This window comes from Spirochaetota bacterium (genome assembly GCA_026414805.1).
GTDB lineage: Bacteria > Spirochaetota > UBA4802 > UBA4802 > UB4802 > UBA4802.
In genome coordinates this window covers 1-22,458 of the sequence record JAOAIH010000054.1, presented here as the reverse complement: position 1 = coordinate 22,458, position 22,458 = coordinate 1, and the positions used below count along the sequence as shown (strand labels likewise).

At 36.5% G+C, this 22,458-nt stretch carries 21 protein-coding genes and 1 riboswitch; of the genes, 12 read left to right on the top strand and 9 right to left on the bottom strand.

All coding sequences use genetic code 11. The features are described from left to right. Positions 1-141 precede the first annotated feature (141 nt). The 3 genes from N3F66_11035 (at position 142) to N3F66_11025 (ending at position 3,248) form a co-directional block, all read left to right on the top strand. Complete coding sequence (locus tag N3F66_11035; protein MCX8124676.1) at positions 142-1,686, top strand: glycosyltransferase; 1,545 nt, start codon at positions 142-144, stop codon at positions 1,684-1,686. Between the two features lie 142 nt (positions 1,687-1,828). Beyond that, complete coding sequence (nikR, locus tag N3F66_11030; GenBank protein MCX8124675.1) at positions 1,829-2,248, top strand: nickel-responsive transcriptional regulator NikR; 420 nt, start codon at positions 1,829-1,831, stop codon at positions 2,246-2,248. Positions 2,249-2,354: 106 nt separating this feature from the next. Continuing rightward, positions 2,355-3,248 (top strand): peptidoglycan DD-metalloendopeptidase family protein, encoded by an 894-nt coding sequence (locus tag N3F66_11025; protein MCX8124674.1) that lies wholly within the window; start codon positions 2,355-2,357, stop codon positions 3,246-3,248. A 1-nt stretch (position 3,249) separates the two neighbouring features. On the opposite strand, the gene N3F66_11020 is transcribed toward N3F66_11025, so the two are convergent. The 3 genes from N3F66_11020 to N3F66_11010 are packed head-to-tail and all read right to left on the bottom strand — an operon-like array spanning position 3,250 to position 4,922. Further along, positions 3,250-3,453 (bottom strand): DUF6485 family protein, encoded by a 204-nt coding sequence (locus tag N3F66_11020; protein ID MCX8124673.1) that lies wholly within the window; start codon positions 3,451-3,453, stop codon positions 3,250-3,252. Positions 3,454-3,457: 4 nt separating this feature from the next. Continuing rightward, entirely contained in the window at positions 3,458-4,006 is a 549-nt protein-coding gene (locus N3F66_11015) for a flavin reductase family protein (protein MCX8124672.1), read from the bottom strand. Beyond that, positions 3,999-4,922 (bottom strand): M28 family peptidase, encoded by a 924-nt coding sequence (locus N3F66_11010; GenBank protein ID MCX8124671.1) that lies wholly within the window; start codon positions 4,920-4,922, stop codon positions 3,999-4,001. The genes N3F66_11015 and N3F66_11010 overlap by 8 nt, the downstream gene beginning before the upstream one ends. A 387-nt stretch (positions 4,923-5,309) precedes the next feature. Between N3F66_11010 and N3F66_11005 the strand changes: the two genes are divergently transcribed. From N3F66_11005 to N3F66_10975, 7 genes are all read left to right on the top strand, one after another. Continuing rightward, positions 5,310-6,173: a hypothetical protein gene (locus tag N3F66_11005; protein ID MCX8124670.1), complete on the top strand. Its 864-nt coding sequence runs from the start codon at positions 5,310-5,312 to the stop codon at positions 6,171-6,173. A 5-nt stretch (positions 6,174-6,178) separates the two neighbouring features. Beyond that, complete coding sequence (galK, locus tag N3F66_11000; GenBank protein ID MCX8124669.1) at positions 6,179-7,354, top strand: galactokinase; 1,176 nt, start codon at positions 6,179-6,181, stop codon at positions 7,352-7,354. A gap of 87 nt (positions 7,355-7,441) precedes the next feature. Beyond that, positions 7,442-8,155, top strand: coding sequence for a FadR family transcriptional regulator (locus N3F66_10995; GenBank protein ID MCX8124668.1), 714 nt, complete (start codon positions 7,442-7,444; stop codon positions 8,153-8,155). Between the two features lie 4 nt (positions 8,156-8,159). Further along, the gene (locus tag N3F66_10990) at positions 8,160-9,788 is read left to right on the top strand and encodes a glycerol-3-phosphate dehydrogenase/oxidase (protein ID MCX8124667.1); all 1,629 of its coding nucleotides are present in this window, start codon (positions 8,160-8,162) and stop codon (positions 9,786-9,788) included. Between the two features lie 72 nt (positions 9,789-9,860). Then, a complete protein-coding gene (locus N3F66_10985; protein ID MCX8124666.1) occupies positions 9,861-10,340 on the top strand; it encodes a GNAT family N-acetyltransferase in 480 nt (159 codons plus the stop codon). 61 nt (positions 10,341-10,401) lie between these two features. Beyond that, on the top strand, positions 10,402-11,370 hold the full coding sequence (locus N3F66_10980; GenBank protein MCX8124665.1) for a D-2-hydroxyacid dehydrogenase: 969 nt from the start codon (positions 10,402-10,404) through the stop codon (positions 11,368-11,370). A gap of 11 nt (positions 11,371-11,381) precedes the next feature. Then, on the top strand, positions 11,382-12,221 hold the full coding sequence (locus N3F66_10975) for a 3-hydroxyacyl-CoA dehydrogenase NAD-binding domain-containing protein (GenBank protein ID MCX8124664.1): 840 nt from the start codon (positions 11,382-11,384) through the stop codon (positions 12,219-12,221). 2 nt (positions 12,222-12,223) lie between these two features. On the opposite strand, the gene nadC is transcribed toward N3F66_10975, so the two are convergent. The 5 genes from nadC to N3F66_10950 all read right to left on the bottom strand — a co-directional run bounded on the left by nadC (position 12,224) and on the right by N3F66_10950 (position 17,692). After that, entirely contained in the window at positions 12,224-13,063 is an 840-nt protein-coding gene (nadC, locus tag N3F66_10970) for a carboxylating nicotinate-nucleotide diphosphorylase (protein ID MCX8124663.1), read from the bottom strand. Positions 13,064-13,087: 24 nt separating this feature from the next. Continuing rightward, positions 13,088-15,094 (bottom strand): excinuclease ABC subunit UvrB, encoded by a 2,007-nt coding sequence (gene uvrB, locus N3F66_10965; protein MCX8124662.1) that lies wholly within the window; start codon positions 15,092-15,094, stop codon positions 13,088-13,090. Positions 15,095-15,173: 79 nt separating this feature from the next. Further along, entirely contained in the window at positions 15,174-15,797 is a 624-nt protein-coding gene (gene metW / locus N3F66_10960) for a methionine biosynthesis protein MetW (protein ID MCX8124661.1), read from the bottom strand. Continuing rightward, a complete protein-coding gene (locus tag N3F66_10955; GenBank protein ID MCX8124660.1) occupies positions 15,794-16,957 on the bottom strand; it encodes a homoserine O-acetyltransferase in 1,164 nt (387 codons plus the stop codon). The genes metW and N3F66_10955 overlap by 4 nt, the downstream gene beginning before the upstream one ends. 73 nt (positions 16,958-17,030) lie before the next feature. Beyond that, positions 17,031-17,134: riboswitch (SAM riboswitch) on the bottom strand. 228 nt (positions 17,135-17,362) lie between these two features. Next, the gene (locus N3F66_10950) at positions 17,363-17,692 is read right to left on the bottom strand and encodes an STAS domain-containing protein (protein MCX8124659.1); all 330 of its coding nucleotides are present in this window, start codon (positions 17,690-17,692) and stop codon (positions 17,363-17,365) included. A 193-nt stretch (positions 17,693-17,885) separates the two neighbouring features. Between N3F66_10950 and putP the strand changes: the two genes are divergently transcribed. Together putP and N3F66_10940 are read left to right on the top strand one after the other, a co-directional pair. Further along, the gene (gene putP, locus N3F66_10945; protein ID MCX8124658.1) at positions 17,886-19,337 is read left to right on the top strand and encodes a sodium/proline symporter PutP; all 1,452 of its coding nucleotides are present in this window, start codon (positions 17,886-17,888) and stop codon (positions 19,335-19,337) included. A 219-nt stretch (positions 19,338-19,556) separates the two neighbouring features. Then, the gene (locus tag N3F66_10940; protein ID MCX8124657.1) at positions 19,557-20,948 is read left to right on the top strand and encodes a CoA-binding protein; all 1,392 of its coding nucleotides are present in this window, start codon (positions 19,557-19,559) and stop codon (positions 20,946-20,948) included. Between the two features lie 5 nt (positions 20,949-20,953). Here the strand turns inward: N3F66_10940 and N3F66_10935 are convergent, their stop codons facing one another. After that, positions 20,954-21,961, bottom strand: a complete 1,008-nt coding sequence (locus N3F66_10935; GenBank protein ID MCX8124656.1) for an AraC family transcriptional regulator — start codon at positions 21,959-21,961, stop codon at positions 20,954-20,956. Between the last annotated feature and the right edge of the window lie 497 nt (positions 21,962-22,458).

The window sequence follows — 22,458 nt, the reverse complement described above, 5'->3', positions numbered from 1 at the left end:
AAATAAATTTTTATTGACATACAAGTATACAAATAATTCTATGGTAACAATGAAATATTGTAAATATTTTTTTTTGTGGTATATTCATTTTTCAATATCTAATTCAATTTATCCTTTCTAAAATATAAGGGAACAAATACCATGAAGCTTTTTATTTTAATTTTTTACGGTCTGGTTTTAATTTTACTATCTGTATTTGGGGCACACAGATACTACACGCTCTATCTTTTTGTAAAACACAGCAAAAAGAAAATACGTCCTAAAGCTCTATTCAAAACATTGCCTAAAGTTACTGTACAGTTGCCAATATATAACGAACAATATGTAGTAGAACGTTTAATTGACACAGTAACAAAATTGGATTACCCAAAGAAAAAACTTGAGATACAAGTGCTTGATGATTCTACTGATGAAACTTCTATTATTGCAGAACGGATTTGCAAACTGAAACGAAAAGAGGGGTATAACATTAAATACATTCACAGAACTGATAGAACTGGATTCAAAGCTGGTGCACTTGAAAACGGCTTAAAACTTACCGATAGCGAATTCATAGCAGTCTTTGATGCAGATTTTTTACCCAATCCTGACTTTTTACAGAAAACCATTCATTATTTCACCGATCCTGAAATTGGCATGGTACAGGCACGGTGGGACCACGTTAACCGCCATTATTCGTTACTTACCGAATGCCAGAGTATTCTCCTTGATGGACATTTTATGATTGAGCACACTGCACGCAATCGTTCAGGAAGGTTTTTCAATTTCAATGGCACTGCAGGGATATGGCGACGGCAGGCAATCATAGATGGCGGCGGCTGGCAGCATGATACCATCACCGAAGACCTTGATCTGAGCTATCGCTCCCAAATAAAAGGCTGGAAGTTTATCTATTTGCCTGATGTTACCGTTCCAGCCGAGCTTCCTATCGAAATGTCAGCATTCAAAGCTCAGCAATTCAGGTGGGCAAAAGGTTCTATACAGGTTTTCAAAAAGCTACATAAAACCATCATTCATTCTAAGCTCCCATTAAGGGTAAAAATTGAATCATTCATGCATTTAGGTGCCAACTTTGCATATCTTTTGATGGTATTTTTAACTATTTTATTGCCTGTTGCGTTGTGGGTACGGTATTACGGTGGATTTAAAAAATTTGCCTATTTAGATTTCCCAATTTTCCTCCTTGCAACTGTTTCAGTAATCATTTTTTACTATTATACTGAGCTCGTTATACTGTATCATAATCGTGGAGTGTTCAGTTCAAAACTTAAACCTCTGTTATACCTCCCCATGGTGCTATCCGTGGGTATTGGTCTTTCCATAAATAATAGCAAAGCAGTAATAGAGGCTTTGCTCAACAAAAAGAGTGATTTTAACCGAACTCCCAAATATAATGTAATTGCTAAGAGCAGGATTAATGCTATAGAGCACATAAAAACTATTATACAGAATAAATATAGCCTTAGATCTATCAATATGGTATCAATAATTGAATTTGTGCTTGGTATTTATATGTCACTTGCAGTATACTTTGCATTTGACAAAAATCTTTATATTTCTGTACCTTTAATTATGCTCTTTCAGATTGGATATCTGTATACTTCGCTTTTTANTATCATAAACAGCATTACTCACTATGCGATGCTTTATATTAACGCGTTGCGGCGTAGCCTTGCTCAGGGGTAAGTTATTACTTTTCAGGCCTTAAAACATAATTGGCTATTAAAGCTGATAGTTTTCGTGGCAGGATACAATAAATAAAAAATTACTTGCATATTCCAAATTAGACATGCAGTATTGCCTTATTAATCATACTTGAGGATTGTCTATGAATAATGTAATCCGTTTTGGTGTTTCTATTGATGAAAAACTCTTGGAACGGTTTGATGCTTTAATAAATGAAAAAGGGTATGTTAACCGTTCTGAAGCCATTCGTGATTTAATCCGTGACATGCTTGTAAAAGAAGAAATCACTGATCCAGATGCAGAAGTTATTGGAACACTTACCCTTGTGTATAGCCATGATGTACGAGAAATAGCCGACAAGCTTAATGACCTTCAACACGACAATTATAAATATATCATTTCATCAGTACATGTTCACCTTGATGAACATAACTGCCTTGAAGTATTGCTCCTACGTGGCACGTCAGCACAGGTTAAAAAAATAGCTGATAATTTACTGGCCATCAAAAATGTTCGCCATGGGAAATTAACTATAACCACCACCGTTGACTACCACGAATAAAAAAATTAATTGCTTAACTATATAGCATGTTATTCCGATAATCTGATAAGGGCGTTTATTGCCTTTCGGTAAATGTGCATTGATACGGAACATAAGGAGATGTTCCATGACTTCATGGATGAGTGCCAAAATTATATTTTGTTTAGCTATTGTAGTTATCTGTACTGGATGTGTTCCTCCTGCATACCGTCATTCACAGGATACCAACAGAAATAATAACAAACAAAAATCATATCAAATACAAAATAATGACGAAGATACTATTCAAATACCACAGTATGATGAAAATTATTACATGCAGAGTGATTCATATTATTCAACTTATCCAGTATACTATACCGTACCTGACAATACAATTACTACAGATAGCCAAAAAGTTGAATCAGAAGAAAACTACAAAAGTGATACCCCATTAATAAAAAAAGGCAGATGGCACATAATAAAAAAAGGGGAAACAATCTATAGACTATCAAAACAGTATAATGTACCTGTTGATATAATTTGTAGTGCAAATAATATTAAGAATGTATCAACCATTAAGGCAGGTCAAAAGATTTATATCCCTCCAGTAACAGCCAAAAGTGACATTTCAACAGAAAACTACTGCACATCACCAATTCCAGTAAAAAAAACTGCTGACATCCTTCCATTTATTTGGCCAGTGCCATCTGTGAAAACATATACACGCGATCAGGGTGGGGTCCGCCCAATAGGGATTATTATTACTAGTAAGCCAAAAAGCAAAGTTGTTGCAAGTGCAGGGGGGAAAGTAGTGAAAATTGGAAACATGCGCGGATTTGGCAATTTCATTGTCATTGTGCACCAAAAGGATTTTTACACTATTTATTCAAAACTGGAAGCAATTACTGTTAGGGAAGGTCAGGCAGTTTTAAAGGGCTCAACAATTGGTTTTTTAAGCGATAGCAACCCCTCGCTCCACTTCCAGATTAACCATTCAGGAAAGCCATTGGATCCCCTGCATTACCTTGCGCAGAAATAGATTATACTTTTCCTGCCTGCACCAGCCGAGCAAAATGCTCAAATGAACGATCATACGTTTTTTCAGCATCTTTTGGGAAAGCACATCCCGGAAGCTGCCGTTTTTTGAGATGATATGATATACAATCACAGCATAACCCTTTCCGTGAACAGGGGTTATATGAGCATGTGCAGATTGAAAGGTTTTTTTCTTTTTTACATTCCATGGTATTATTTTTCCTGTGACTTTAAGATTCCAAAATGAGTTCCACCTAAATGATGAATTAACTGAACTTTATTAATATCTATCACTCCATCAGGAGTAAAAAGATGCTCTTTTGCCATAGCATTGATAACTTCACCCACTACAATGGTATGGTCACCAGCCTCTATCATAGAATATAAATTACATTCAATATGCGCAACGCATTCGTCAATGAAAAAACCATCTATTGAAGAACACGCAACAGCGGTCAGGTTTGCCTCCTTACATTTATCAACTTTTCTACCGGAGTATGTGCCACAGAACAAAACAGCAGAAAGGAGAGTAAATTCTGGTATATTAATGCAGAAACATTTTGATTCTTTAATTAATTCAAGGCTATACCGTTTATTAGCAAGTGCACATGATAATAATTTTGGTTGGCTTGAAACCGGCATATGCCATGCTACAGTTGTTACAGTTCTTCTTCCTTTTGACTGAACTGATACCAGAATCACATTTCCAGCATTCACCAACCGATGCGAATCCTGAATAGGTAGTGCAATAAAATTACTCATTGAGAATATCCCTTTCATTGGCAATAGTTTTTACTGCAAGAAATGTATTAAATATAGCTTCTGCCATAAATTTAAAATTTATAGTTTGAAACGTATCACCTTCGGTGTGATAGTTTTTGTTTCTATAGAATGCAGTATCAGTAATCATAATGGCAGGGAAACTATATTTATTAAATGAGTAGTGATCAGAAAGATTAATCCCAGGTATAGATGCAGGCCCAATCATATCAAAAATCTTGTTTTTTGCAAACCTGTTATATTCTCTTTTCCATTTATATGCATACGGCGCATAGCTAGGCAATGCAACCACTGCCAAAAAATTACCATACGGAGGGTATTGTTTTTGCATACTTGCCAACGGATAATCCTGATGCATTTTACTGCCCGCATAGCCAATCATCTCAAGGCATATCATAAGATCAATATGCTCATCTCTTTCCCTGCACCCTTTTGCATGTACCATGCTTCCCATATAAGGCCCTGAGAAAAAAGGTGGTTCTTCTAATGTAAATGCCACAAAACGCAAAGTTTTTCTGAAAGTGAAATGCGATAGCAACCGGTGAAGCTCAAGCAAACCGGCAATAGCTGATCCATTATCATCCGCACCAGGGGTATCTTCAATAGTATCATAATGTGCTCCAATGATAATGATCTCATCACTGTTTTCAAAACCTGGAATTTCAGCAATAACGTTGGCAACTTCCATACCATTCACAATGTAATTTTCTTCATACACATTATTATTATATTTCTTTAAATAATCATGTATAAATTGCCGTGTACGATTGAGGTTGTCATATTTTCTTAACGTACGTTCTCCAACGACTTCTGCCAGAAAATGCAAAATATTTCTTGAATTTTCCTGTATTACTTTTACGTCATTATGCGTTGCATCTATTAATGATAGTAACCACATCCTACGACCTCTTGAACTGTCTATCTATAAAATGCTTATATCTCTAAATAATAATGAGTATTACAAATATACAGTATATTAATGCAAGCAAATTGAAAAAATTTTTTATTTTCCCAATGACATGGGATAGGCTAAAAAAGTTGTTATGCGAATTAAAATATATACTACAACCATTATATTAATATTAGTGAAGCAAATAAATGTACAGTACTTTTTACACATATAAACTTTTTTTTATTTTATTAAAATATTAATTGACTAAAAATTAATTTAATATATTATGTTTATCAATTAATTTCATACTAACAGCTGCATATAAAGCAAATTACATATTTTTTTTGAGACAATTGTTATATTGTATACTTTTCAATGGAGTTAAGCAAAACAATGAAACATTCAGCTGATGTGACATCACATCGGTTCAGATCGTCAATTAATAATCTTGCGCTGTATGCACTTGAAAACGAACTTTCTAATGATCTGATAGCTCACGAAATTGAAAAAAGATTTTCATCAATAAAAACAGGCAAAAAAGACAAGATAATGAAAGACGTTATTCAATCATGTTATAAATTAGTATGGGACTCAACCTTACCATCACACAATTCAATTTTATTAAAAGAAATTAAATGTGAAAATACTTTAGTTATAGAATCAACAATTGCAATTACGCTTGCATCCTGTATCATTGAAACAATACAACGCTATTCAATATATCCTGAAAAAAACAAACCGTTTCCTCAAAATTTTTATTCTTTATGCGTTGAAGCACTGCTTGATGGACCCTTAGCTCACTATGACTCTGATTTGCTTGTGATTTACTGCAAGCAAGCAGTTATAATGCTTAAATCTGCTGGGATTATTAATAATAATTCTATTGAAACACCTAATTTGGTAGAATTATACCGCCGCCTTTTTGCTGCATTCTGGAATAAATGTAACTGGAAAAACCTCTTTCCATCTGGTGGTTATATTTCAAATGAAATAAAAAGTAACCGACATCTCCTTTTAGACATTATTCTTTCATCAAATCACCCCGTTACATTAGATTCAATAGCACGGACATATTTTGAACTTACCGGTATTGCAAATCCTCATGATCTTTTTGCAATTTCTCTCCTTGATTTCTCGGTAATTACCTGGCTTTCTTTTTTTGGCATTATTGAATACGTTCATTCTGATATAAATAAACCTGTTACGATTTCTTTAACCAATAATGCATATCAACTTGCACAATTATTATTTCAGTAACTGCTATGCCATCTATCATAGATAAAGTCATCACTTTTCACAGAGAACACTTCCCAAAATCAACCAACTATATGCTCTTTGTTTCCCCTGGCCGCATAAATATTATTGGTGAACATATTGATTACAATGGTGGAACTGTTTTGCCCGCTGCTATCGATAAATACATATACATATGTCTTTCACGAAATAATGACGGCATTATAAGGTTTGTATCTTCAAGCCACAAAGAAATGGGGGAGGTATCAATAAATAATATTCATTCATCCGTTACATTGGCACATGCTCAGAATAAATGGTGGATATACCCTTTTGGCGCCTGTGTGCTTAGCCAAATTGAATTTGATTCAGGTTGGGATTGTAGTTTTTACAGTACTTTACCCGTTGGTGCTGGAATGTCAAGTTCAGCATCTATAACCGTGGGTACTTTATACGCATTGTATACAATATATAACATAAAAATAAAGAATACCGACCTTGCGTTGAAAGCTCAGAAGGTTGAATGGGATTTTGCGAATGTTAAATGCGGCATTATGGATCAGATGGCTATTATAAATGGCAAAAAGGACCATGCACTCATGCTTAATACACAAAATTTAGTATGTAGCCTCATCCCAATCGACACTGCAGCTGTCAGGTTTGTACTGGTCAACAGTGGCGTAAAACACAGTCTGCGTGAATCAGGTTATAATGACCGCAGGCGTGAATGCGAACGAGCTACAATTATGCTAAAAAAAGCAGGTTTTGCTATAGAATATCTGTGCGATTGCAGTGTCGATGACCTTGCGCCAATTCAGGACATCCTGCCCCCAACCGAATACAAACGTGCATACCACGTTATTACTGAACATCACCGCGTCCATCAATTTGCAGAACAAATTCAACAGTATAATCTCTCAAAAGCAGGAGAGCTGCTTTACAAGTCACATGAGTGCCTAAGTGTGTATTACCAAGTCAGTATCCCTCTTATTGATGAAATGGTTGAATGGGCATCTACTATTGATGGAGTATATGGTTCACGGCTCATGGGCGGTGGATTTGGTGGCTGTACTGTAAGTATGGTGGCTTTATTTGCCGTTGAACATTTTAAAAGAGCTATCGCCCAAAAATTTAAAAATAAAGAAAATAGAGTGCCCGAAATTTACGAATGCACCATTGAAGACGGCGTCCATCAGATTCAATAAAAAATTTTTATAAATATTTTGATTTACAAAAAAATACTGGTATACTATAAGTGGTTGAACCACTGAACCACTTAACAAGGTGATGATATGAAAAAAAATACTTTAGGGAAAATACAAAAAAACACCCTCCACCAGCAGATAGTTTCTCTGCTTGCAAAGCGCATTATAAATGAGTTACAACCTGGTGATAAGCTGCCATCGGAACGGGACATTGCTGCTGATCTTGATGTGAATCGCGCAACAGTTCGAGAGGCATTGAAAAAACTTGAAACACTGGGGCTTATTGAAATACGGCATGGAGAAGGAATATTCATAAAAGACTACCTTTCAAGTGGTAATCTTGAGCTTTTCAAGATGATGATATACCTAAATGATACCATTCCCTTTTCAATTCTGCAAAATCTCCTTGAAATACGCATGATTATTGTTCCACAGATGGCTGCAATTGCTTCACAAAAAATCAATAAAGAAGAAATCAAACTTTTTGAATCAATTGTTGCAAGTAATGACTCTATCCTTGAAAAAGACTTAGCTGTTCATCAGCTCATTGCAAAAGCCAGCAGGAATATGCTGTATATTTTTCTTTTAAATTTTTTCAACCAGATATTCAGGGATTTTGGCTATCTGTATTTTGAAAATCCCCAGAATCAGAAGCGTTCACAAAAATTTCACCGTGACCTCCTTGAAGCATTCAAAGCCAATGATAGCAAAAAAGCTTATGCAATTACATATAGTGTTCTGGAATATACTCAGGAACAAATTTATTCATACTATTCACAAATTTATCCAGATAAGGGGTAATGCTATGAAACGATTTATTGAAGAAAACGTAAAGGAATCATTTGACTGTATAATTATTGGCGGGGGCATTACCGGTGCTGCTGTTGCCTATGAGGCTGCATCACGAGGTTTGAAGGTTGCACTGCTTGAAAAGAATGATTTTGGCTGGGCAACATCTGCTGCAACGTCAAAACTCATCCATGGAGGATTGCGTTACCTCAATTATCTTGAATTTGGCCTAGTACGCGAATCATTGCGAGAACGCCGTATACTGGAAAATATTGCACCAAACTTTGTATATCCTTTCCCATTCATGATACCCAATTATAACAGGATTGAAACAAATAGGTGGATTTTTAAAATTGGAATGATTTTGTATGATATCCTTTCCTATGACAAAGGGTTTACATGGGATAAATCCAAAAAAATACCCTTGCATTTTACACTGAGTAAACAAAAAGCACTAGAAGAAGAACCAAATATTCGTCCTGAAGGATTGAAAGCTGCAACGGTATACTACGATTGTCAGAGCATTTTCCCTGAACGCCTGACTTTAGCATTTATTAAATCTGCAGTACAGTATGGTGCCAGAGTAGCTAATTACGCCGAGGTTGTGAATTTTATATATTCAAATAACTCCATATCAGGAGTTATCGTACATGATACACTTAAAGGTAAAGAAGTGACCATTAAGGGTTCACTTGTCATCAACTGCGGAGGCCCATGGGCTGATATTATTTTGAAAAAAGCTGAAAATGGAGATACAAAACATCAGATACGGCGTTCTGAAGGTATTCACATAATTACCAAACCTATGGTGAATAAATATGCCGTTGGGCTTATGCCACGCAAAGGCCGTCATTTCTTCCTGATTCCCTGGCGGGGATATTCACTTATAGGTACCACAGATAAAGAGTACATTGGTAATCCTGATGAATATAAAGTCACCAAACAGAGCATCCAAGAGCTACTTGATGATGTGAACAGCGCATTTGGTGATGGGAAATTATCTTTTAAGGATATTAAATTTGCCTATGGCGGATTGCGCCCACTGGTTGAAGACCAGGTAGAAGGGACGTATCAATCATCTCGTCGATATGAGATATATGATAATGCTGATGAGGGAATTAATGGTCTTATTACCGTGGAAGGTGGTAAGTACACAACCAGCCGAAACCTTGCAGTGAGTGTGATGAAGCTTGTGCAGAAAAAATTACAACGAAAGCTCCCACCTTCTTTTTCCCATTCGCGCTATTTATCTGGATGTGAAATTAAAGACCTTGAAGCTTTCTTTAAAAAAGCATTCACTACATACTCATCACTGAGCAAAAATACTATTGAAGTGTGTGCAAAATATTACGGTACAGAGCTTGATGCATTAATGCAGTTAGCACATTCAAATAAAAAGTATAAAGAGATAGTTACTCATGATGGCGAGATCCTTGCTGAGGTTGTCTATGCAATACGCAATGAGATGGCACGCACCTTATCCGATATTGTGTTCAGGCGCACTGGTATTTGTACTGCTGGAAATCCCGGGGATGATATTCTTCATTTAGTAGCAGAAACCGCTGCAAAAGAATTGAAATGGGATCAAAAAGAATTAAAAAAACAGCTTAAAGCTGTACAGCAACAGTTATTACTGCCTGATTAATTATTTATTGTGTACTGAAAAAGCTGGTGCTATCTGTTATTTATATGCTTATAAAGCTACGAGGTAGCACTAATGGTTAAAATACATGAGCTTAAAGATTTTCCCCACTATGCACCGGTACTGGCTTACTGGTCATACCGGGAGTGGTACCTCAAAAGGGATATACCCTTTACTGCACTGGTTCAATCATATATTGAACGTGCCCACAATAGCACTGTTCCTTTAGCCTGGGTTGCTATTAATGAAAAAAAACTCCCGGTGGGCATGGCTTCACTGAAAAATAATGACCTGTGGTCGCGTACTGACCTTAATCCATGGCTTGCTTCATTGTACATTGTGCCAGAATACCGTTTCCAGGGGATTGGTGACAGGCTGGTAAAAGCAATTATTGCCAAGACAAAGGAATTAGGCTATCCTACATTGTACCTTTTTGAAGGGCAGAATGACACTGTTAACCTTATTCAATATTATACCAAACGGGGATTTTCAATCCTGGAAGAAGCAATTGATAATGATGGTAATCCAACAACTATTATGTATATTAACCTTTAATAAACAATTGACAGAACTCAATTAATACTATAGCAACATTAAATAGAAAGGAATTGAATGTATGAGCACTTCAATTGTATTTTTAGACGCATCAACTGTCGATTTTGGTGATATTGATTTTACTCCAATTGCATCTCTGGGAAATTTTATTACTTATTCCGTAACCGGACCACATGAAACCATACAGCGAAGCAGGGATGCTGATATAATTATCACCAATAAAGTTGTGTTTTATGCCGATGAGATAGCTCAATTAAACAGAACCAAACTAATAGCTGTTGCTGCAACAGGGTATAACACTATTGATATAAAAGCAGCAAAAAATAAAAACATTGCAGTTGCTAATGTTCCGGGCTATTCGCGAGAAGCAGTTGCACAGCTTACACTGTGTTTTATCCTGGCATTGGCAACCAATCTTGTGAAGTACAACACTGCAACCCATGATGGCAGCTGGAGCCGTTCGCCCATTTTTACTATGGGTAATTGGCCCACTATGTGCATTAATGACAAGGTCCTTGGCATTATGGGCTTTGGCGATATTGGCAAACGCGTTGCTCAACTTGGAGAAGCCTTTGGCATGAAGGTAATAGCTCTAAAACGTGATAATGTATCATATTCTGATACATCAGTGCAACGTTATGCGTTAGAAGAATTCTGCAAAATGGCTGACTTTATTTCAATACATATGCCACTGAACGATTCCACACATCACCTCATAAACAAAGATTTCCTTACTAAAATGAAACCAACTGCATATCTCATTAATATGGCACGTGGCCCAATCGTAGATACTGGTGCACTTGCCTGGGCATTACATAACAATGTGATTGCCGGTGCAGCACTAGACGTGCTTGAAAAAGAACCCCCTGATAGTAATGATCCTATTCTTTCAGCTCCCAACTGCATCATTACCCCTCATATTGGGTGGGCATCGCGGGAAACACGGCAGGCTCTTATAAATGAGATAGCTGAAAATATCAAGGCGTTTTTACACGGTAAAAAAAGAAACATTGTGAATGATACTGTATAACGGAGGTATGTATGTTAATAGGAATTGTGGGTGCTGGAGTAATGGGAACAGACATTGCACATCTATCAATAGAAAATAATTACGATGTTATTCTCCATGATATAGATGAATCTCAACTTAAACATGCATATGAAACAATAACAGGCCGCCTTGACAGATATGTAGAGGAAAAGCGATTGGATCAATCAAAACGAGGGCAGATTATATCCCGTTTAAAATTGCACAAAAATATTAAAGATCTCCATAAAGCAGATATTATAATAGAATGTGTTCCCGAAGACATTCATTGTAAAAAAAATGTATTCAAGTCGCTTGATACTATTTGTAAAAGTGGTGCTATTCTTGCAAGCAATACGTCATCACTTCCTATTACCAGCATCGCTTCGGCCACAAAACGTCCGGAATATGTTATTGGCATTCATTTCATGAATCCTGCACGAGCAATGCGGTTAGTAGAAATAGTTGGTGGAATTGCCACAACCCGTGAAACCATAGAATCTGCAAAAACCTTTGTAAAATCATTAGGGAAAACTCCTGTAGAATCAAAAGACTACCCAGGTTTTGTATTAAATCGAATACTTATGCCAATGATCAATGAAGCCATATATACGCTCTACGAAGGAGCAGCTACTGCAGAAACTATCGACAAAACTATGAAGCTGGGATTGAACCTGCCTATGGGCCCGCTGCAGCTTGCTGATATGATTGGGCTTGATGTGGTGCTGGCTATCATTGAAGAACTGTATGAAGGCTTTGGCGACCCAAAATACAGGCCATGCCCGCTTTTAAAAAAATATGTTGAGGCAGGATACTTAGGTAAAAAAACAGGAAGAGGTTTTTATTCCTATTGAAGTTACAGCAAACGCATTGAAAGATCAAACGCCTTCACCGAGTGGGTAAGCGCTCCTATTGATACATAATCTACCGGCAGATCAGAGATTTCTTTTAATCTATGTTCATCCATATTCCCTGATACCTCAACCTTTGCTCTGCCATTTATAATGGACAGTGCCAATGCAATCCTGTCTCTAGACATGTTATCCAGCATAATAATATCAGCACCAGCTTCTACAGCCTCCTGCACCTGGTTGAGCGTTTCAACTTCAACTTCAATAGTATAGTGCGCATTGTACGCTTTTTTCACCATCTGAACTGCCTGCAATATTCCACCCGCAGCTTTAATATGATTATCCTTTATAAGAACCATATCATAAAGCCCCATGCGATGATTGGTACCACCCCCACACCATACTGCATATTTATCAAGCATCCTGAAACCAGGCAATGTCTTTCGTGTATCAAGGATTTTGATATTTGTGCCACGCACTATAGAAACCATCCTAGAAGTTTGAGTAGCTATCCCACAGGTTCGTTGTAAAAAGTTGAGCACTGTCCGCTCACCTGAAAGCAGTGTGCGCACATTGCCTTCAATGTCGGCAACTACATCATCCTGTGTAATGTGTGCCCCTTCACTTCGGTATAACGTCACAGAAACAGAAGGGTCAAGCGTCTGGTATATAAACTCAATCAAGAAGCCACCACAAAATATACCATCACTTTTTGAATAAATTCGTGCACGAGCAAATTGATACTGTTCAAAAATTGCATTGCTTGTGATATCACCACTGCCAATATCTTCTTTTAATGCCATTGTTATTAGCAGCGATAGCTCATCATAAGAAGGTATTTCCATAAAAGTTCCTCTAAAGCATTACTTTCATTGAACTACTTTGCTGTAAAGGCCAATCTTTTTTTCAATATCAAACAACTGGTCTCGCAGTATTGCAGCTTTCTCAAATTCTAAGTTATCCGCTGCCTGTATCATGTCCTGCTTAATTTTTTCTCGCACTTTTTTTAATTCTTCAACATTACCGGTGCGATAGCTCTTAGAATATTCTGATACAACATCAACAAAAGCATCGTCAGAATGATATTCACGTTCAATAATGTCAACTATCTCTTTGGAAATGCTTCGTGGTGTAATGTTATGCTTTCTATTGTACTCCATCTGAAGCTTCCGTCGGCGGTTAGTCTCATCTATAGCCTCCTGCATTGATCGTGTCACAGTGTCCGCATACATAATAACCTTGCCATTAATGTTACGCGCTGCCCTGCCTGCTGTTTGAATGAGTGAACGTGTAGAACGAAGGAAACCTTCTTTATCGGCATCAAGTATTGCAACCAGCGACACTTCGGGTATATCAAGTCCCTCTCGCAAAAGGTTGATGCCAATGAGGCAGTCAAATTCGCCCTTACGAAGATCACGGATTATTTCTACCCGTTCAATTGTTTCAATTTCAGAATGCAGATATCGCACTTTAAGTCCAATTTCGCCAAGATATTCGGTCAGGTCCTCAGCCATTTTTTTGGTAAGTGTGGTGACAAGCACCCGTTCATTTGCAGCAACACGCTTCTTTATCTCACCAATCAGGTCATCAACCTGATTGGTTGCAGGTCTCACTTCAATTTCAGGATCTATTAGTCCTGTTGGGCGTATCACTTGTTCAACTACCTGACTGGATTTTTCCAGCTCATACTCAGCAGGCGTTGCAGATACAAATACTACCTGGTCTATCATCTGTTCAAATTCATGGAACTTCAAAGGCCTGTTATCAAGCGCTGATGGTAGCCTAAATCCATATTCAACTAAGTTTACTTTACGGGATCTATCGCCCTCATACATGCCCCGTACCTGTGGCAGTGTTACATGCGATTCATCAATAAACATTAAGTAATTCCCTTTAAAGTAATGGAGCAGACAGTGCGGTGGCTGACCAGGCTCTCTTCTATCAATGATTCTCGAATAGTTTTCTATACCATTGCAATATCCAACAGTCCTCAGCATCTCAATATCATACCGCGTACGCATTTCAATCCTCTGTGCTTCAACAAGTTTGCCCATTTCCATAAATTCTTTGATTCTATGCTCAAGCTCAATTTCTATCATCTTAATTGTTTCTTCCATCTCCTCCTTGCTTGACACATAATGCTTTGCAGGATAGATATATGCTTTTTCCAATGATTGAATCCTTGCACCTGTTAAAGGATTTATTTTATATAATGCTTCTATCTCATCGCCAAAAAAAACTATTCGCAAGGCATCCTGTAAGTTAGCAGGAAATACTTCAACAGTATCACCGCGTACTCTAAATGTGCCCCGTGTAAATGCAATATCATTGCGGTCATAATGAATAGACACCAGCTTCATTAAAAGATCCTGCCTATCAAACAAATCCCCCACTGTAAGCCGTATATGATTTTTTTCAAAGCTTTCCGGGTTCCCTATTCCATAGATACAGGATACCGATGAAACAATAATGACATCTTCACGTTCAACAAGCGATGATGTAGCTTTAAGGCGAAGACGGTCTATTTCATCATTAATACTTGCATCCTTTTCAATATAAAGGTCCTGCGAAACAACGTATGCTTCTGGCTGATAGTAATCATAATACGATACAAAATACTCAACTGCATTTTCAGGGAAGAACTCCTTGAATTCACGGTATAGCTGTGCTGCCAGTGTTTTGTTGTGTGTAAGTACCAGGGTAGGCTTCTGTACCTTTTCTATCACTTTAGCCATGGTGTATGTTTTACCAGAGCCGGTCACACCAAGGAGGGTTTGAAATTTATAACCCTTGACTATTCCTTCAGCCAATTTCTCTATAGCCTGTTGCTGATCCCCTGAAGGTTTATACGCAGATACTACTTTAAATTGAGGCATGGTTTACCTTTTTTTATAATCGTATATACAATGTAGCCAGAGTAAACTAAAAACACAAGAAAATAGTTGTATAAAAAAGCTATAATGTGGCAGAAGTGAACGGTTCCCCATCCAAGATAAAAAATCCATATTCAGCAAAAAGATTGGGCATAATCGGAATAATAACAGAACGGGAATGTATAGTTGAAAAATGCATTTCTTTTTTTATAGGGTAGCGATAGTCCCTGCAATAGTCTCTGAAATCTTTTATTGTTAAAAGGTGTATATTAGGCGTTTCATACCATTCATACGGTAGCAACTTGTTCTTTGGCATCCTTCCATACATTGAAAGGTATAATCGCAAAGAGTAATGGGCAAAATTAGGAAAACTGAATATGGCATTAAGTGATATCCTCAGTGATTCACGAATTACTATATCAGGCTTTTTTGTGCTCTGCAATGTCTGATTGACAATAACATAATCAAAAGAATTGTCCTTGTAATCAGATAATCCTTCATCAATATCACCCTGATAACAATACAGTCCCTTTTCCACACACTGGCTTACCCCTTCAGGAGATATCTCAACTCCAAATCCTTTTACTTTTTTTTGTTCCTGTAAAAGCTTCAGTAGCAGACCATCACCACACCCCAAATCCAGCACACGGGCCCCAGCGGGAATCAACTCCAATATCAGGTCATAGGCCACCCGGTATTCTTTCATCGTTTATGTACCTTTTCAAATTCTCTTTTTAAAAAATTTGCAATATTGTGTTCAAGCTGTTCATTGGGCAGTAAAAATGTATCATGCCCCTTATCACTCTGGATTTCAGTAAATACTACGTTTTTACTGTTCATACGCAGTGCCCGTACAATCTCCCGTGATTGTGAGGTTGGATACAGCCAGTCTGATGAAAAGCTTATCACTAGATAATCTGAATTAACATGCACAAATGCGTTGGCAAGGTCACCACCAAAATCATTTTTTAAATCAAAATAGTCGATAGCTTTGGTAATATATAAATATGAGTTTGCATCAAATCGTTGAACAAAATCATTGCCTTTATGATGCAAGTACGATTCAACCTCAAATTCCAAGTCAAATTGAAATTTAAAAATATCTGCTTGCTGAAGCCTTCTTCCAAATTTTTCGTGCATTAGTTTTTCGCTGAGGTATGTGATATGCCCTATCATTCGGGCAAGCGATAATCCATTAGATGGGGGAGTCTTGTGGTAATAGTTGCCATTATTCCAGTGTGGATCGCGCATGATAGCCTGCCTGCCAACTTCATGAAATGCAATCCCCTGTGCTGAAAGTGAAGCTGCAGTGGCTATCGCAATAACAGATTGCACCCTTTCTGGATATGATATTGACCACTGCAATGCCTGCATCCCACCCATTGAACCACCAGCAACCGCCAGTAGCCTTTCGATTCCAAGATAATTTATCAAATGCCACTGAGCCTTCACCATATCCTGTATGGTAACAATTGGAAAATCCAGTGCGTATTCCTTGCCGGTGCTGGGATTTATTGATGAAGGGCCTGTAGAACCACTACAACCACCAATAACATTTGAACAGATAACAAAGTATTTATTTGTATCAAACGCTTTACCAGGCCCTATGTAATGATCCCACCACCCTGGATATGGATCATTATGCGTATGATATCCCGCAGCGTGAGCAGAGCCTGAAAGCGCATGAAGAATCAAAACAGCATTACTTTTATCCTCATTTAGATTTCCATACGTTTCATATGCCAGGGTTATAGGTCCTAATGTTTTCCCTGACACCAGCACCATTTCATCAGGTGGTTCTGCAAACGTGTAATATTGCGTGTGCACAATGCCCACAGATGTATCTAAAGTTAATTCTTTTTTCATTGGTATATATTAACTCCTTTAAAAAATAAAAACCGCTTACCGGAAGATTAGTGTAAGCGGTTGCCTGTTGCCTATCTCATCTTCCGGAATTTCTTCCGCTGGAATTGGCACCGACTCATCCTACCGCCGGTTGCCGTGGTTTCACAGGGCCAGTCCCTCCACCACTCTTGATAAGATAGTACGATTAAAAACTATAATCGTGCTATAATATAAACTTAATCTACAATATCGAATATATCATAATAATAATTTAACAGAATTATAGCACATTACTTGAAAAGATAAAAATAAAAAATATTAGCTCTATACTCTGTCATTATATGGATAAATATTTCTAATGCTACATTATGCTTCTTTATTTTTCTTGTAATACTAATGAAAAACAATAATAATATTGCATTTAAATTAAAAACTTTGAAGAGCTGCCTCTACAGAATTAAATACCTTTATCATCGAAGTAACCTTGGTTAATTCTAAAACCTTTTGTACTTCCTGTGTTGGGCACGCCAGCCTGAACTGCGATTTTAGATTCTGATTAATATTCAAAAATATACCAATACCCGAACTGGTGATCATTTTAACATCAGAAAGGTCAACAACCATTCGCTTTATACCTTTATTGACTATGGCCTGCTGAAGCTTTTCCTTAAGGTCAGGGACATCTAAAGTATGAACTTCCTGCATGATTATTTTCACAACAAACGTGCCATTTCCCTTATCTGTTAATTCTATCATACCGCTCACCTTTTTATGTAATCTGCTTTATCGTTTGAAATACTAGTCATAGCGATTTATTAAGTCAATAAAAAAATACATTTGTTTTTTGTAATTTCCACGGTAACACCTTCAAAATCATTGACAGGCTATTATGTATCATACAAGCTTTGTATATTCTTTTTAGTATTTATTCTCAAGTGGTTAGCAAATAATGACAGCAACATTTATAACATTTGGTTTATACCTTGTTGTTTTACTGGGAATAGGTTTATATTATTATGATAAATCCCATGATATTTCTGATTTTATTTTAGGTGGCAGAAAATTAGGAAAATTTGTCATGGCACTGTCTGCACAGGCAAGCGACATGAGTGGATGGCTACTCATGGGATTACCTGGTGCACTATATAGTAGTGGTATGCCCGCACTATGGATTGCCGTTGGACTTCTTATCGGAACATACTGCAACTGGAAATTTGTTGCAAAGCGCCTACGTATATATACTGAAATCACTGATTCAATAACCCTTCCCACCTTTTTTGAAGATCGATATAAAGATCCTACTGGGCTATTGCGTATTATATCAGCGTTAATTATTCTTATTTTTTTTACCATTTACCTTTCATCAGGATTTGTTGCATCCGGTAAGCTTTTTGAATCAATGCTTGGAATTGAATACCATATAGCAGTGTTAATTGGTGCTGGCATTATTCTTTTCTATACATCATTAGGTGGTTTTTTTGCTGTCAGCATTACTGACGTTGTACAGGGCTTGCTTATGTTTTTTGCTGTCATTGTGGTACCAATAGTTGCAATGATACACATAGGTTCGTTTTCCAACATTACACTGGCAATGGAAAAAGCATCTTTACCTGTTAATCCTTTTTCTTCGGTAACATTACTTTCTGTGCTCTCCACAGCATCGTGGGGACTTGGGTATTTTGGTCAGCCGCATATTCTTGCACGCTTCATGGGCATACATTCTCATCGCGATATTAAGGGTGCTCGGGAAATTGCAATGACATGGGTAACAATTTCATTATGTGGTGCTTCTTTCATTGGGATTGCTGCAGTGTATCTATTCCCACAGCTATCGCCACACAATGCAGAAAAGGTTTTTATATTCATGATCCAAAAATTTTTTACACCATGGGTTGGCGGAATACTCCTTGCTGCAATACTTTCCGCAATAATGTCAACTGCTGATTCACAATTACTGGTTTGCTCTGCTGCATTAACCGAGGACTTTTACCAGCGAGTTATTAAACGTAATGCATCCCAGCAGGAATTAATTCACATTGGTCGTCTTACCACAATCATAATAACCTGCATTGCAGCACTGTTTGCAATGAACCCCGAGAATACTGTCTTAGGGCTGGTAGCATATGCATGGGGTGGTTTTGGTGCAGCTTTTGGCCCCACTGTACTATTTGCACTTTTCTCAAAACATACTTCTTGGCAATCTGCTCTTGGAGGAATGCTAGCAGGGACAATTGCCCTGGTTTCATGGAAATTTTTAGGTTTAAGTAATTTCTGTTATGAGATAGTTCCCGGATTTATTGCCAATGTAATAACCATTTTGCTACTAAACAAGATTTATCCTTTACAAAATACAGAAATCGATAGAGAGTTTTTGAAAATGCACACGATACTACAACAATAAATAACATTTAAATATATACAAATTTATTCCCTAAAAAAATTTTTCTAACATATCAGTATACATCCCCACTCACAAAGGATTAATCATGTGCATTATTATTTATTTTGTTCATAAAAGTACTTCTATGAATAAATATTGAAATATCTACATTTTTTTTATTGATAAAAATTTATCATTTTGTAAGTTGTCATACAAATCAACTCTACAATGGAGCTCTCTATGGATGCATTTTTTAACCCACGATCAATTGCCATAATAGGTGCTTCAAACAAACCTTTCAACTTAGGGGCAACAATCTGTGAATACCTCACATTTTTACAATATGATGCAAAAATCTATGCTATTAATCACAAAGGCGAAGATGTCAAAGGATGCAAAGGCTATCAGTATGTGCACCAAATCCCTCATGAAGTTGATCTTGCAATAATCCTTACTCCAGCTGCCTCAGTACCACAACTTATAGAAGATTGCGGGAAAAAAGGCATACGGTCAGTAATCATTGAAAGCGCTGGGTTTACCGAAGAAGGTGAATATGGAAAGCAATTGCAGCAGCAGATAAATGAAATAGCAAGGCAATATAACATTCGCTTTATAGGACCAAACTGTCTGGGTACTTTAAACGCACATAACAGATTTTGTTGTTTTTTTGGAGCGCGCCCAGGTGAATACGATGGAGTTTTTGAGCATCCTGGTGATATTTCATACGTCATACAGAGTGGTGGAGTGGGCGCTTTAATAATGGATTCACTTCGTAGTGATGTTGTCAATGTAAATAAAATGATGAGTATTGGCAATAAAGAAGACATCGATGAAGCAGATTGCATTGATTACTTTAACACCGACGGTACAAAAGTAATTGGAATGTACCTTGAAAGCATTAAAAATGGCATACGTTTCATTGGTGCAGTAAAAAGGTCTAAAATACCTATTCTTGTTTACAAAGTAGGAAGAACAAACGCAGGTGCAAAAGCCGCAATGTCACATACTGCAGGTATGGCAAATAATGACACAATATTTGACGCTGCATGCAGACAGTTTGGAATAATCCGCTGTAAAGCTATAAGCGAATTACATTCTATGCCAAAAATATTTACCACCATGCCTCTTTTGAAAGGAAAGCGCATTGCAATTTTTACCAATTCGGGTGCTTTTGGAGGGATAACCTCAGACCTTTTGGTTGAAGCTGGCTTTGAAATACCTACATTATCAGCACAACTACAGCAAAAAATTTCTCAATGCGGGAAGCTTTATAATGTTACAAACCCCATTGATTTAGGTCCTACACTATCACTGCAAACATTTATTGATATTTTTACCAACCTTCTATCATCTGATGAAATTGACGGCATTTGTGCAGTACCTAATGTATGGCAACCAGTAGTGATTGATGGTATCCTTGAATTAATGAAATTATGTAAACACTATGATAAACCAGCAGGAATATATATTCCTAATGCAGTTGATCGTATATTAAAAGTCAGGACTGCCCACTCAATTCCAAGTTTTGAATCACCTGAGGAAGCAGTACGTGCATTGCAGATATCGTACCAATACTATTGTGCTTGTAAGAAAAAATCATTAATTGAAGCAAAAACTTGTGTCGGGTTATAATCACTTCAAGGAATAGATTTTTCCTTCCGCAATCGATGTGGCGATTTCTTATGGTGTCGCATAAAATGTCTGTAAAAAGTAGCCAGGTTCTCATAGCCTACATTGAAAGCTACTTCAATTATTTTTTTATCAGTGTCCATTACTAACTTGTAAGCTTTTTCCATACGCACAATTTGAATATATTTATTTATTGTTATTCCTTCTTCACTTTTAAAAACTTTTGATATATAATCTGGATGCATTTCACATTGTAATGCAATTGTATATTTATCAATAGGTAATGTATAATGTTCGTTCACATGTTCTTTGATGATTTTGATTATTGAATCATACCTGCCTGTATTATAGAAATACTCTTCAGAACATATGTATTCTCCATTAGTATCATTGCCCAAAGCTATCAAAAATTTTGTAAGTAAAACTATATAGCTTGCTGATAGTATTGCAAAAAAATACAACAGTATATGTACTATCTGTAGTAGGAAGGTTGTAATTATACAAAATATAATTGTTAGTAGTATCATAAGCATAAATAATTCTTTATAAGGCCATTGCACAGGGTATTGAGTAAATTGGTTGCGAGTTGATAAAACAACACCTGTTGACAATATCATATCAGCAGAAGTTATCATAATTGTACTATATTCATATTTATAATCAGCAATGATTACTATAGCTGAAGTAACAATTACACTTTTTCCAATTATAGAGCCAATAAAATTATATAATGAGCTTTTAAAATTATTATTAGTAATACTTAGTGTTACTAATCCATATAGTGCTATTAAAATAAATATCACTGGATAAAAATAATGGCGGGTATCAATATACATGTATATTGGGTAGACAAACTTCAATGATATTATTGCTAATACTACAGAGTGTAGGAATACTGGCAACAGTATATTGAATTTCTTTATACTATATATAACAGCTATAACTATTATACAGCAAATATGTGAAACGAATATAGCAACGGGGAGATAGTATAAAGTAAAAATATCTCTTACCATTACAACAATTCCTTCCTTAAATCTTTTATTATTCTCTATATTTTAATAAAACTTTTCTTTGTTTACGAATATATATTATAATATATATAGTAATTAAACGCTATAGTACCATTTTAGATATATTTTTTTATAAAAAAGCACATCATTATATATTTGTCAAGTTATATTTTAGTATTATCATATACACTTTTCTATAAATTTTAATTTTGTTGGTAACAAAATTACTACTAATTCAATGTTCTTTTTGCATTATTTACATACCTAATCCTGCACATATCTTCATTATAAGAATAATTTTTTTACCACTCGTATAATGTTATAAACTCCAACTATCGCATTATATGTGACACTAGATTATCCGCCAAACTTCCGTGTAAATTCCCCAAGAGCAGCAAAGGTTTCCCCATTCCCCTTGTATTCCCTTACCTTAAGGCTTTGGTGACAGCTCATGATAATACTCTCTGCCGGCGTGCCATTGTAAAGAGTCTCAACCATTG

Bases quoted from the DNA above. Each gene is read 5' to 3' on its own strand.
- N3F66_10955 (MCX8124660.1), bottom strand. From the start codon at position 16,957: ATGAAAAAAGAATTAACTTTAGATACATCTGTGGGCATTGTGCACACG.
- N3F66_10950 (MCX8124659.1), bottom strand. From the start codon at position 17,692: ATGATAGAATTAACAGATAAGGGAAATGGCACGTTTGTTGTGAAAATA.
- N3F66_10980 (MCX8124665.1), top strand. From the start codon at position 10,402: ATGAGCACTTCAATTGTATTTTTAGACGCATCAACTGTCGATTTTGGT.
- N3F66_10940 (MCX8124657.1), top strand. From the start codon at position 19,557: ATGGATGCATTTTTTAACCCACGATCAATTGCCATAATAGGTGCTTCA.
- N3F66_10990 (MCX8124667.1), top strand. From the start codon at position 8,160: ATGAAACGATTTATTGAAGAAAACGTAAAGGAATCATTTGACTGTATA.
- nikR (MCX8124675.1), top strand. From the start codon at position 1,829: ATGAATAATGTAATCCGTTTTGGTGTTTCTATTGATGAAAAACTCTTG.
- N3F66_10935 (MCX8124656.1), bottom strand. From the start codon at position 21,961: ATGGTAAGAGATATTTTTACTTTATACTATCTCCCCGTTGCTATATTC.
- uvrB (MCX8124662.1), bottom strand. From the start codon at position 15,094: ATGCCTCAATTTAAAGTAGTATCTGCGTATAAACCTTCAGGGGATCAG.
- N3F66_11025 (MCX8124674.1), top strand. From the start codon at position 2,355: ATGACTTCATGGATGAGTGCCAAAATTATATTTTGTTTAGCTATTGTA.
- N3F66_10985 (MCX8124666.1), top strand. From the start codon at position 9,861: ATGGTTAAAATACATGAGCTTAAAGATTTTCCCCACTATGCACCGGTA.
- N3F66_11010 (MCX8124671.1), bottom strand. From the start codon at position 4,922: ATGTGGTTACTATCATTAATAGATGCAACGCATAATGACGTAAAAGTA.
- N3F66_11020 (MCX8124673.1), bottom strand. From the start codon at position 3,453: ATGGAATGTAAAAAAGAAAAAAACCTTTCAATCTGCACATGCTCATAT.
- N3F66_10995 (MCX8124668.1), top strand. From the start codon at position 7,442: ATGAAAAAAAATACTTTAGGGAAAATACAAAAAAACACCCTCCACCAG.
- N3F66_11015 (MCX8124672.1), bottom strand. From the start codon at position 4,006: ATGAGTAATTTTATTGCACTACCTATTCAGGATTCGCATCGGTTGGTG.
- putP (MCX8124658.1), top strand. From the start codon at position 17,886: ATGACAGCAACATTTATAACATTTGGTTTATACCTTGTTGTTTTACTG.
- N3F66_11005 (MCX8124670.1), top strand. From the start codon at position 5,310: ATGAAACATTCAGCTGATGTGACATCACATCGGTTCAGATCGTCAATT.
- nadC (MCX8124663.1), bottom strand. From the start codon at position 13,063: ATGGAAATACCTTCTTATGATGAGCTATCGCTGCTAATAACAATGGCA.
- galK (MCX8124669.1), top strand. From the start codon at position 6,179: ATGCCATCTATCATAGATAAAGTCATCACTTTTCACAGAGAACACTTC.
- N3F66_10975 (MCX8124664.1), top strand. From the start codon at position 11,382: ATGTTAATAGGAATTGTGGGTGCTGGAGTAATGGGAACAGACATTGCA.
- metW (MCX8124661.1), bottom strand. From the start codon at position 15,797: ATGAAAGAATACCGGGTGGCCTATGACCTGATATTGGAGTTGATTCCC.